Annotated in this window: 8 protein-coding genes and 1 tRNA gene; 2 read left to right on the plus strand and 7 right to left on the minus strand. The window is 55.7% G+C overall.

The genetic code is table 11. The features are described 5' to 3' along the window. Window positions 1-89 precede the first annotated feature (89 nt). Window positions 90-701, minus strand: coding sequence for a TetR family transcriptional regulator (locus SPI05_RS08155; protein WP_321077629.1), 612 nt, complete (start codon window positions 699-701; stop codon window positions 90-92). A gap of 192 nt (window positions 702-893) precedes the next feature. Between SPI05_RS08155 and SPI05_RS08160 the strand changes: the two genes are divergently transcribed. Then, window positions 894-5,528 carry an acyl-CoA dehydratase activase-related protein gene (locus tag SPI05_RS08160; protein WP_321077630.1) on the plus strand — a complete coding sequence of 1,545 codons (4,635 nt, stop codon included), beginning with the start codon at window positions 894-896 and terminating at the stop codon, window positions 5,526-5,528. A 7-nt stretch (window positions 5,529-5,535) separates the two neighbouring features. Here the strand turns inward: SPI05_RS08160 and SPI05_RS08165 are convergent. The 3 genes from SPI05_RS08165 to SPI05_RS08175 all read right to left on the minus strand — a co-directional run bounded on the left by SPI05_RS08165 (window position 5,536) and on the right by SPI05_RS08175 (window position 7,367). Continuing rightward, a tRNA-Arg gene (locus tag SPI05_RS08165) sits at window positions 5,536-5,608 on the minus strand. A gap of 118 nt (window positions 5,609-5,726) precedes the next feature. Continuing rightward, entirely contained in the window at window positions 5,727-6,497 is a 771-nt protein-coding gene (locus SPI05_RS08170; protein WP_321077631.1) for a C40 family peptidase, read from the minus strand. Window positions 6,498-6,653: 156 nt separating this feature from the next. Continuing rightward, window positions 6,654-7,367 (minus strand): metal-dependent transcriptional regulator, encoded by a 714-nt coding sequence (locus SPI05_RS08175; protein WP_321077632.1) that lies wholly within the window; start codon window positions 7,365-7,367, stop codon window positions 6,654-6,656. 229 nt (window positions 7,368-7,596) lie between these two features. Here SPI05_RS08175 and serC point away from each other — a divergent pair, with 229 nt between their 5' ends. Then, entirely contained in the window at window positions 7,597-8,721 is a 1,125-nt protein-coding gene (serC, locus tag SPI05_RS08180; protein ID WP_321077633.1) for a phosphoserine transaminase, read from the plus strand. A gap of 66 nt (window positions 8,722-8,787) precedes the next feature. Here serC and SPI05_RS08185 read toward each other — a convergent pair whose 3' ends face one another. From SPI05_RS08185 to SPI05_RS08195, 3 genes are read right to left on the minus strand one after another with little or no spacing between them, the layout of a single operon-like run. Then, window positions 8,788-10,284 (minus strand): NCS2 family permease, encoded by a 1,497-nt coding sequence (locus tag SPI05_RS08185; RefSeq protein ID WP_321077634.1) that lies wholly within the window; start codon window positions 10,282-10,284, stop codon window positions 8,788-8,790. A 53-nt stretch (window positions 10,285-10,337) separates the two neighbouring features. Further along, on the minus strand, window positions 10,338-11,156 hold the full coding sequence (locus SPI05_RS08190; RefSeq protein WP_321077635.1) for a DUF3027 domain-containing protein: 819 nt from the start codon (window positions 11,154-11,156) through the stop codon (window positions 10,338-10,340). Between the two features lie 48 nt (window positions 11,157-11,204). Next, a complete protein-coding gene (locus SPI05_RS08195) occupies window positions 11,205-11,582 on the minus strand; it encodes a cold-shock protein (RefSeq protein ID WP_004008511.1) in 378 nt (125 codons plus the stop codon). Window positions 11,583-11,701: the final 119 nt, after the last annotated feature.

Below are 11,701 nucleotides of genomic sequence, written 5' to 3' on the forward strand. Positions count from 1 at the left end.
CCACGATATGTGAAATATGGCACAATTCCGCGATGGCGCGCCAAAAAGAGGCGAATCTAGGGAAGGAAATGCAGAACTTGCAGTCATGATTACCCCACGGTTTCCAGCTGCCCCAATAAACGCTGAATCACGGTTCCCAGCACTGCAATCAAGTCCTCGCGGCTCATGGAGGCGAGAGGCTCCAGCTTGACCACGTAACGGGACAGCAGAACCCCCAGCATCGCGCTCATCATCAGCTCGATGGGCAAATCCAGATCCGTCCCGATATATTCCCTGATGCTGGCCATAATCTGGTTTTCCACATAGTTCGCAAAGGTCTGTTGGGTAGCCGAATCTTGCAGCAACAGGTTAAACAGCGTCTCCAAAGTTCCCGCGGTAGCGGCTTGTTCCCAAGTATTCAGGATAGTAGCAGCCAAACGGTGTCCGGTTTCTTCCGGAGGACCATCCGTCAATGCCGCTGTCATCAACTGTTTGGGGTCTCCTGGCAAAGCCAATGATTCCCGCAGCAGCTGAGCTTTGGAACGAAAGTAATACGCGATGAGGGCCGGGTCGACTCCAGCACGACGGGCAATTTCGCGGTAGGTAGCGTGTTTATAGTCCAGCTCGGTAAATGCCTCGTTGGCTGCAGCAAGGATTCTTTCTCGGGTTTCTCCTCGCGGTCCCGTGGGTCCTCTTCGAGATGAGTTAGCATTCTTACCCATTTTAGCAAGCCTTACGTTACGTAATTATTTTTTCGAGTTTCAATAGTAATTCTCCAGGCTCTCCGGCTGCTTTCCCGGCAAGCCCAAGGATTCTGTGTTCTATATTATTCTAATTTCAACACGTTAAAATTTCTCAGTTTTCTGGATAAGTTCCTAGCAAGCACGGCAAGCAAATGAATTGAGGCCAATCGTATGAGTGTTACCCCCGCGAACATCATCCGCCTCGGAGTTGATGTGGGCTCCACCACTGTCAAAGCGGTGGCCCTCAACGCGCAAGGGCAAAAAGTCTTTGCCGACTATCGCCGTCACAAGGCCGATGTTCGTCGCGAACTCACTCAGCTTTTGGAAGATGTCCTCACCGATTTGGGCGACGTTACTGTGCAAACCGCAGTCACCGGCTCGGGCGGTCTACAGGTTGCTAACTCGATGCGGGTTCCTTTCGTCCAGGAAGTCATTGCTGAAACCGAAGCTGTGCGTAAACATAGTCCTCACACTGACGTCATCATCGAACTGGGCGGGGAGGACGCGAAACTGACCTACCTGCATCCGACTCCCGAACAACGAATGAACGGGTCTTGTGCGGGCGGGACCGGAGCTTTCATCGACCAAATGGCAACCCTGCTGGACACCGATGCCGAGGGGATGAACAGGCTTGCGGCACAATCACAAACGATTTACCCCATCGCTTCACGCTGCGGTGTTTTTGCCAAATCCGACATTCAACCGTTGCTGAACCAAGGCGCCGCTCACGCGGACATTGCGGCCTCTGTATTTATGGCAGTAGCTACGCAAACTATTGCGGGCCTCGCCAACGGCCGCCCTCTCCGCGGCAACGTCATGTTCCTGGGCGGCCCGCTGCACTTCCTGCCGGAACTGCGCCAGGCTTATGAAAAACTGCTTCCCAAAGTGGAAAACTTTTACGCACCCCCCGACGCGCAACTCTTTGTGGCCCTGGGCAGCGCCCTGCTGGCCGACGGAGGGCGTGCGGGCGGTAAAGCCGCCACCCCGGAGAGCCTGGAAGTCCTGATTGAACGCCTGAAACAGGCCGAAGTCGTCCACGAGTCCACTCGGATGCGCCCGCTGTTTAACAACGACGCGGAACTCAACGAGTTTCGTCAGCGTCACCAGCGCGATTGTATCCAGTCTCTGGACCCGACGGAAGCAAAAGGACGCTTATGGCTGGGGATTGACGCCGGCTCCACCACTATCAAAGCAGTGGTCATCGACGAGTCTGATCGCATTGTTTTCTCCCATTACGCCACGAATGAAGGCAATCCTCTCCGGGCAGCCATCGACATTGTCCGCCGGATTCGCCAGGAGCTTCCGGCAGGCACCACTATCGGGCGGGCTTGTTCTACCGGCTACGGCGAAGGCCTGATAAAGGCAGGACTGACCCTGGACGAAGGGGTCGTGGAAACTATGGCTCACTACCGGGCGGCAAACCGTATCGCTCCGGGGGTGACTTCGGTGGTGGACATCGGCGGCCAGGACATGAAATTCATCAAGATTAAGGACGGTAGCGTCGACTCGATTTCGGTCAACGAAGCATGTTCTTCCGGTTGTGGTTCGTTCCTACAAACGTTTGCCGCCACAATGAGCACCACGGTGCAGGAGTTTGCCGCTGCCGCGGTGCAGAGCCCCGATCCGATAGACCTGGGTACCCGGTGTACCGTGTTCATGAATTCCTCGGTCAAGCAAGCCCAGAAGGAAGGCGCTGATACCGGGGCTATTGCCGCGGGTCTGTCGTATTCGGTGGTGCGCAATGCCCTGTATAAAGTCATCAAACTCAAGGACCCCTCAGATTTGGGAGACAAGGTCGTGGTACAGGGAGGTACTTTCCTGAACGATGCCGTCTTGCGGGCTTTCGAGTTACTGACGAAACGCGAGGTGATTCGGCCCAATATCGCCGGTCTGATGGGAGCCTACGGGGCGGCCTTGAGTGCCAAAATGCACGACGACTCCACCACGCAGTCCACGTTAGCCAGCTTGGCGGATTTGGACGCTTTCGATGTCGAAACTAGCCACAAAACCTGCAACTTTTGCCAAAACCACTGCCAGGTAACGATTTCTACCTTTGCTAACGGCTCTCGCCACGTCACCGGCAACCGTTGCGAACGCGGCGCTAGCTTGGAAAAACGGCCTCAAAAGTCCCAGATTCCAAACCTTTATGACTGGAAATACCGCCGGTTGTTCGCTTACCGTCGTCTGACTGAGGACAAAGCCACTCGCGGGGATATCGGCATTCCTCGGGTCTTGGGGATGTATGAGGATTACCCACTGTGGTTCACAATTTTGAGCCAACTCGGTTTTCGCGTCATGATTTCGGGGCGGTCCTCCCACGAACTGTTTGAACAGGGAATGGAATCAATCCCCTCAGAAAATATCTGCTATCCGGCGAAACTGGCTCACGGACATATCGAGCAACTGCTGGAAAAAGGGGTAAAAACGATTTTCTACCCCTGCGTGAATTACAACATGCCCCGCAATCCGAAAGCGGATAATAACTACAACTGTCCGGTCGTCGCCACCTATCCCGAGGCGCTGCGTCACAACCTAGAAAGCCTCGACGCCCCCGGAGTGCGTTTCATCTCGCCGTTCTTAAACATGGCAGACCCGGATTTTGTGGCGAAACGTCTGACTGAAGTCTTTGCTGACTGGAACGTCACTATCGAGGAGGCCACCGCTGCGGTTCACGCCGGTTATGCCGAGGACGCGCGGGTCAAAAACGAGATTCGCGAGCAGGGTCGTCTGGCTCTGGAATGGATGCGCACACACGGCAAGCGCGGTGTGGTTTTGGCGGGTCGTCCCTACCACTTGGATCCGGAAATCAATCACGGGATTCCTGAGGCGATTATCAGCTTGGGCATGGCTGTGCTGACCGAGGACTCTATCGCTGACGGACGTCTGGAACGCCCCCTGCGGGTGCGTGATCAGTGGACTTACCACTCTCGCTTGTACGAGGCAGCCGCACGAGTCGCCGCGGAACCAGACTTGGAGCTGGTGCAGCTAACCTCCTTTGGCTGTGGTCTCGACGCCGTCACGGCAGAGCAGGTGCAAGAAATCCTGGAAGGCCAAAACGATATCTTTACCCAGCTAAAGATTGACGAGGTCTCGAACTTGGGGGCGGCAACCATTCGGCTGCGTTCCCTAGCCGCGGCCTCCATAGAGCGCGAGGAGCGCACCAAACGTAAGGAAAGCACCATCAACGTCGCCGGCCTGACCGGCAGCGCTAACGTTGACAACACGGGCAGTGTCAACGTAAGTTTCCTGCCCAGCACCTCGATTGAGACTGCTCAAAACGATCACAAGACCGCTGGTGAGGCTCTCACGTCGGCGACAGTGGCTACTTTCCCGGCCAGCCCCACCCGCCCGGAGGGGGTACCCAGCCCCCTATCCTCGGTCTTTGCTGCCGGCAAGAACCCTGCGGGCCATGTCTACGAGGCACATCCCTTCACGAAAGAGATGCGAGACGCGGGCTACACCATTTTGGTGCCGCAAATGGCCACCATCCAATTCCGTATCGCGGAGCCGATCCTGAAACGCAAAGGGTACAACATTCGGCTACTGGAAAATGTCGATGCTCAAACCATGGAGACCGGGCTGAAATACATCAATAATGATGCCTGCTACCCCTCGCTGGTGGTGCTGGGCCAACTCATTGACGAATTCGTCTCCGGACGGGCCGATCCGAATAGAACTGCCGTAGCCATGAGCCAGACTGGCGGTATGTGCCGGGCGACGAACTATGCTTCGCTGTTGCGCAAGGGACTGCGAGATGCCGGATATCCGCAGGTTCCGGTCATTGCCATGTCCTTGCAGGGGCTGGAGGAAAATCCCGGATTTACGTTTACGATTCCGATTTATCATCGAATTATTCAAGCCTTGGTCATCGGCGACGCCATTCAAAAGATGCTGCTGCGGGTACGGCCTTACGAGGCGGCTCCCGGTTCCGCGATGGCTCTCTATGAGCGCTGGAACGAGTTGTGGCGCGAATGGTTTGCTTCTGGCGGGAAACGGGTCGGCGGTTTTGGGCGCGTCAGCTACGCCAAGCTCACCAAGATATGCGTGCGCGAGTTCGATGCCCTCCCACTGCGGAATATCCCTCGCAAACCGCGGGTCGGGATTGTCGGAGAGATTCTGGTCAAGTTCCACCCCTACGCCAACAATCACGCGGTACAAACCATCGAGGATGAAGGCTGTGAAGCGGTCCTTCCTGGCCTGCTGCAGTTCTTTGAATACTCGCTGGCGGACGGGAAATGGGACTGGGAAAACCTGGGGATGAATCCGAAATCCCGGTTTACGAAACCGCTGGCACTGTGGGTTTTACGCCAATATACCGCAACGGTGAACAAAGCGATGTCCGCCACCAATGGCAAATTCCTGCCCGGTCGCAACATCATGGATATGTATGAGCGTTCCAAAGATATTGCGTCTATGGGTAACCAAGCTGGTGAAGGCTGGTATTTGGTTTCTGAAATGGTGGACATGATTGAAGATGGCTGCCCGAATATCATTTGCGTGCAGCCCTTCGCCTGCCTGCCTAACCACATTGTTGGCAAAGGTATGTTCCGGCCTCTGCGTAACCGTTATCCCCAGGCAAATATTGTCGGAATCGACTATGACCCCGGGGCTTCGGCCGTAAACCAGCTGAATCGGATTAAGCTCATGATTTCGACCGCAAAGATTAATGAGGGGCGCGATTTGGACTTCAGCAAGTTGGAGACGGATCTGCCCGAATTATCAACGGCTGAATCCGCCGCAGCGTGCTGTCCCGGCCCAGACGAACCGGCACTGCTGGGGATGCCGACCTTGCCCAGCCAAAAATAAACGAAAGCGCCCCCGAGCCGATTCGAACGGCCGACCTACCGCTTAGGAGGCGGTTGCTCTATCCACTGAGCTACGAGGGCAGCGTTACCAAGTCTACTGTGTTTTCAGCGTGATTTTAAACCTGACTGACAGAAGACCGACTGCGATAAAAGTGAGAGTGGAGCCGGAATACCGACTCCACTCGACTAAGTTATAAAGTTACTGGCCGATGCGCACGTATTCAGGGTTGCCGTAAACCTGTTGCACCCTCACGGATTCGCCAGGGCGCGGGGAGTGAACCATCTTGCCTTCGCCGAGGTACACGCCAACGTGGCCGCCATAGTAGACGATGTCGCCCGCTTGGGCTTCCCCAGCGGAAACATGCTTACCCGAGGCGCCTTGACCCCACGAAGTGCGGGGCAGGGCAATCCCGGCCTGGTTGTAGACGTACCCGACGAAACCGGAGCAATCAAAACCATTGGGAGAGGTTCCGCCATAAACGTAGGGCACGCCCTGGTAACGCAGGGCAATGTCCGCGATAGAACCGCCGGCAATATTGGCCGGGATGGAAATGGGAGCGGCCGAAACTGCGGCGCGACCGACGTTGCGATTAGCGGTGCCGTGATTGTTATTAGCACGCTGAGCCTGAGTCTGCGCTTGCTGCTGCTGTTGCTGAGCCGGTACCTCGACTTGGCCTTCGGTCCACGCCACGTTCTCCGGGGCGGTTACCACCGGGTTGGCGGCAACGGCTAGGTGTGCCTGCGCGACGGCATCGCCCACCTGGGCGGAAACCGGTACTTTAGCCTGGGAAGGGGTGTCTGCACCTTCTGGAGCAGCGATGGCCGAGCCGGCCCAAACGGTGCCCAACGCCAAACCGGCGGAGGCCGCGGCTACAAACCCTTTCTTTCCATCGATATTTTTCAAAGAATCTAAAGATGTAACGGGCTTTGTTGCGGCGCGATGCCGAGCCCGCGAAGTGGTGTTAGCCAACCTTGTCCCTTTCCTTGAAGGCCTGATTTCAAGTTCAGGTTCCGGACGGTTCAACCCGTCCTAAGAACGTGTTCCTAACACTACACCAAAGAAATTCAAATGTCACATTTGGATAACAATTCCCCGTGATTTTGACAAGACTTGGACAATTTTTGCCTATAGCTTTATGAAAAAATGCTTAAAAAGGTCGCGGGGAATTGCTACCGCCGGCAGGTCATTTTCGCTGGATTTCCCTGTTTTCTCAATGAAAAGTGCGGCAATCTCGGCATCGTCGTCAAACCTGAGTGTAACCTTAGAGCCAGGTAACAATTTGGCTTCACTTAATTTCTTAAGAACCCCCTCACAGGCCTGTACCGGCTCTCCGATTCTTCCAATCTGGACAGTTCCTCCGTCAGGGTGACGGCGCCAGTAAGAATCCAGGGTAGCTCCTTCAACGGCAGGGTCGAAGTTCTTATAGTTCTTGACCCGTCGGGGTATCGGATTACCGTAGGGATCTTGGTCGGGCATTTGCAGCAGTGCCAGCAGCAAGGATTCAACTTTTGCGCTCATGACATGTTCCCAACGGCAGGCTTCATCGTGAGCTTCGTCCCAGGGCAGACCAATAACATCGGTTAAGAGCCGTTCCGCCAGCCGATGTTTGCGAATGACTTCGGTAGCCTCGCGCAGTCCCTGTTCTGTCAACGTAATTTTCCGGTCGTCTTCCAAACTCAGCAGTCCGTCGCGCTCCATGCGAGAGATGGTCTGGCTGACCGTTGGCCCTGAATGGCCTAATCTCTCCACGATTCGGGCCCGCAACGGAGCCACTCCGTCTTCCATCATCTCGTAGATGACCTTGAGATACATTTCCGTGGTATCGACCAGTTCACTCATTCGCGTGGCTCTTTCTGCATCGTGACTTCTCAGCAACAATCAGGTTTTACTTTTACACCGCCAAGAACAACTCTAACTTATCAAAATTCTTAACTAGCGGGCACTTCTCCGGTCAGGTTCGTTCCTCCAGTCAGTTTTCCCGGTCCCCTTCCCTCTATTTTTCATAAGAGGCTTGGGGCTGGCATTCGCGGATTGTTCGGCCTGATGCGGGTGGTGGCATAATCGAAACGTGAGTGAATATGCGAGCCTAAAGATTCCCGCCAAACTTTTGCCGAACGACGGCCGTTTTGGCTGCGGCCCCACCCTGATTCGTCGTGAACAGTTGGATTGTTTGGGTCGTTCAACTCTCATGGGTACTTCCCACCGTCAACCCCCGGTAAAGGATTTGGTGGCCGACTGTATCTCTCGGATGCGTACCCTTTTTGAGGTTCCCGCTGATTACACGGTGGCTCTCGGCAACGGCGGAGCCACCACCTTTTGGGCTGCCGCCACCGCGTCTTTGGTTCGCCACCTTGCCGCCCATGCCGTCTTTGGTTCTTTCGGTGAAAAGTTTGCCAAAGAGACTTCGGGGGCGCCCTTCCTTGAGGAATCACTGATTACCAAGGCCGAGTTGGGAGACTCGACCCTCCCGCAGCTTAGTGAGCAGGCCGATGTTTACGCTTGGCCGCAGCAGGAAACTTCTACCGGGGCAATTGCGCCGGTGAAACGCCTGGGCCACGCGGATCAGCTGGTGTTGATTGACGCGACTTCCATCGCCGGTTCTGTACCGGTCGATTTAACCCAGGCTGATGCTTACTATTTTTCCCTGCAAAAGGCTCTGGGGTCAGATGGCGGACTATGGTTCGCTTTCCTCTCGCCCCAAGCAGTAGATCGTGCCGCTGAGATTGCCGACAAGCCCTCCGCGGGTCGCTGGATTCCCTCCATCTTGAACTTGAAAACTGCGGTGGCAAATTCCGTAAAGAACCAGACTTTGAATACGCCGGCCATCGCTACGTTGGAACTGCTGCACTCCCAACTGCAGTGGTTGGATAGCCTCGGCGGGCTTCAGGCGGCGCAACAGCGGGTTCGCGCCAGCTCGGATGCAATCTATACGTGGGCCGAATCGAAGCCGTTCGCTTCTCCCTTTGTCTCAGACCCCGCAAAGCGCTCCCCGGTCGTTTCTACTGTAGAGTTTGATGACTCTGTTGACACCGCGGCTCTGCTCCAGATTTTGCGCGCCAACGGCATCGTGGATGTCAGCCCTTACCGCGCGGTAGGACGCAACCAGTTGCGTATCGGAACTTTCCCCTCGACTGAGCCCTCCGACACGGCAGCGCTGCTGGCGTGCATCGACTACATCGTCGAACGCCTCTAGCCAGAAATAAATGTCAAAAGACCCGACCAACGTCTTGGCCGGGTCTTTTTTTGCTGCGGGATTCAGTTAGGCAAAGAGAGCCTGAATGGGTCCCAGGGCGAAGTAGATAACGAACAAGATACCTACCACCCACATCAACGGGTGAATCTCTTTGAACTTACCGCGCGCTAATTTCACGATGACGAAAGCAATGCAGCCAAAACCGATACCGGCGGTAATCGAGTACGAGAAAGGCATCATGGCGATAGACAGGAACGCCGGAATCGCGTTTTCCGCGTTCTTCCAATCTATGTCCGCCACCTGTGTCATCATCAAAAATCCCACAAAGACCAGGGCGGTTGACGCAGCTTCTGCCGGCACCAGTTCTACCAGCGGAGCAAAGAACATGGACAGCAGGAAACACACCCCGACCACGACCGAGGACAAACCGGTACGGGCTCCCGCGCCTACACCGGAGGTGGACTCCACGTAGGAGGTATTCGAGGAAACGCCGCCCAAGCCGCCGGCCATAGCAGCCAGAGAGTCAATGAGCAGAATCTGGAGGGTACGCGGCGGGTTGCCTTTCTCATCGAGCAAACCGCCGGCAGCACCGACACCGACCATCGTGCCCATGGTGTCAAAGAAGTCCGCCAGCATCAGGGAGAAAATCAGCAGCAACACGGAAATTACCGGGAGCTTCGTGAATGCCCCAAAGAAGTCAATCTGACCGAAGGTGGCAAAATCAGGAAGTTGGACGGGCGAGCCCTCCAGAGCGGGAACATTCTTGGTCCAGCCAGTCTCGTTGACGACCTTGCCAGTCTCATCAGTCATCAGCGGAATCTTGAAGATCGCTTGGAGAATGACAGCGAGAACGGAAGAGGCCACAATCCCGATGAGGATGGCCGCCTGGACCTTGCGAACGTAGAGAACCAAAATGACCACAAAACCAATGAGGAACACGACCATCGGCCAGCCGGCGAAGGATCCTCCGATACCGAGCTGAACCGGAGTGCCTCCCGGACGGACTACCCCCGCATTGATGAGGCCGACCAGCGTAATAAATAAGCCAATACCAACAGAGATAGCGACTTTCAGCTGGCTGGGTACGGCATTAAAGACGGCTTCGCGGAAACCTGTGACCACCAGCAGCGTGATGGCGACGCCCTCCCAAAAGACGAGTCCCATCGCTTCGCCGTAGGACAGTCCGAAAGGACCAAGCACCAGGGTAAATGACACCATCGCATTCAGCCCCATGCCAGCCGCCAGCGCTAGGGGGAAGTTTGCTACCAACCCCATCAGGATAGTCATCAAGCCGCCGACCAGGGCCGTTCCAGCAGCGATAGAAGCAGGGGTGACATTTTCAGCTCCACCGGCGCTGGCTGCCGCAATCAGGATGGAGGGGTTGACAACCAAGATGTAAGCCATCGCAAAGAAGGTCACCAGGCCGCCGCGGATTTCTTGCCTTACGGAAGATTTACGCTTGGAGAGTTCGAAAAAACCATCAAGTCCTCCGCTGGTGCGCGGGGAACCACTGGTGGTTTTCTTACCGGATTTGTTTGCAGTTTTCGTTGTATTATTGCTCACCGTTTAACGCTAGTCTTTTCCGTGACGATAAACCAAAACTCAACGTCACAGGCTTATGCGTCCGAGGCTTGTCCCGAGATGGTAATCTCATCCGGATTGAGTTCCTGCAAGGATTTGTCGTCCAAAAAGGTTCTCCCCACCGGCAGCGTACTCGGTGTCAGGTCCGCATCGGTTTCTGAGTGCGCCCCACAAGTGTGATCCATCGCCACCACATGTCCGTCGTCGGGACTCCAGGCGTTGGTACACAAACCAAACTCCAGCCGCAGCGAACCACTGATTTTCCACAGGTAACCGCAGGTAGAGCAGGGATTCTCCGGCGGGTTACCGTGACGATCCAGTTCGGTGCGGGAATGCACGTCACGCAGCCAGCGTTTCACCGCCGCATTGCGGCCCTCACGATTCAGGACCCGTTTGCGCCCCAGTCCCAGTTCCCACAGGGCCAGCTGGTCGGCGTCCTCGCCGGTCGCTTCATATCCTTGGTCGAGGTTCGGGTCGTCAGGATCGTAGGGGGTCTGGTCCTTGCGCCCCAGGTCGCCGGGCTCTAACCGCTGTGACCACGGTACCCACGGGGGCGCCAACAAGGCGCCTTCAGCGGGCAGCAGGTCGGTTTCACACACCGTCCCAATCCGTCCATGCGGAACTCGGGTCAGGCTGACGGCCCACACCCAGCCTTTGTATCCCGGTTTCAGGCACTCGAAAAAGTGCGTCACCAACCGTTGTCCGGTGGCTTCCACCCGCAGGTGGTTCCCTACTTCTGTGTCTTTAGTAATGGATTTTAAGGCGTCGCGGGCCAGGTCGGACTGTTTAGCCAGTACTGAGTCGGGTTCCGATGTTCCGGCTGGCTGAGTAGTTTGTGTTTGTTTTCGAGCCATCAAAAGCTCCTTCGTGTCACTTCTTGGTCTGGTTCATTCTGGAGATGCTCACGCTTCGAAAGACTGCGCCACAATTTTCAGCATCTTGGCAATCTGTTTGCCATTTTCGGGATACTTTCCCCGTCGCAGACTTCCCGAAGCATCATCAAGAATCCTGATGAGATCCTCTACGATAGGAACCATATCGGCAGCTTTTTTGCGTTGCGCTTTGGCGACGGAAGGAAGTTTTTCTACCACGGTCACGTTCATGGCTTGGCGTCCGCGTTTACCATCGACCACCGAGTATTCGACCTTGGTACCGGGATGGAGATCCACCACGTTCTCAGGCAGGGCCGAGGCATGCAGGAACACCTCTTCACCATCGGCTCCGGCTACAAACCCGAAGCCTTTGACAGCGTCGTACCATTTCACTTTCCCGCTCGGCACATGTCCTCCTCTGTAAATCTTGGTTCACTTACCGCTCAAATCTAACGATTTCGGCAAATATCTCAACCCAACCAGTCTAACTGCAAGCCCCAGCTGAGATAAAGTTATAGGTGACGTTT

The organism is Mobiluncus sp. (assembly GCF_034180645.1).
GTDB lineage: Bacteria > Actinomycetota > Actinomycetes > Actinomycetales > Actinomycetaceae > Mobiluncus.

Coding starts and splice junctions, on each gene's coding strand:
- SPI05_RS08155 (WP_321077629.1), bottom strand. CDS start 701: ATGGGTAAGAATGCTAACTCATCTCGAAGAGGACCCACGGGACCGCGA.
- SPI05_RS08160 (WP_321077630.1), top strand. CDS start 894: ATGAGTGTTACCCCCGCGAACATCATCCGCCTCGGAGTTGATGTGGGC.
- SPI05_RS08175 (WP_321077632.1), bottom strand. CDS start 7,367: ATGAGTGAACTGGTCGATACCACGGAAATGTATCTCAAGGTCATCTAC.
- SPI05_RS08190 (WP_321077635.1), bottom strand. CDS start 11,156: ATGGCTCGAAAACAAACACAAACTACTCAGCCAGCCGGAACATCGGAA.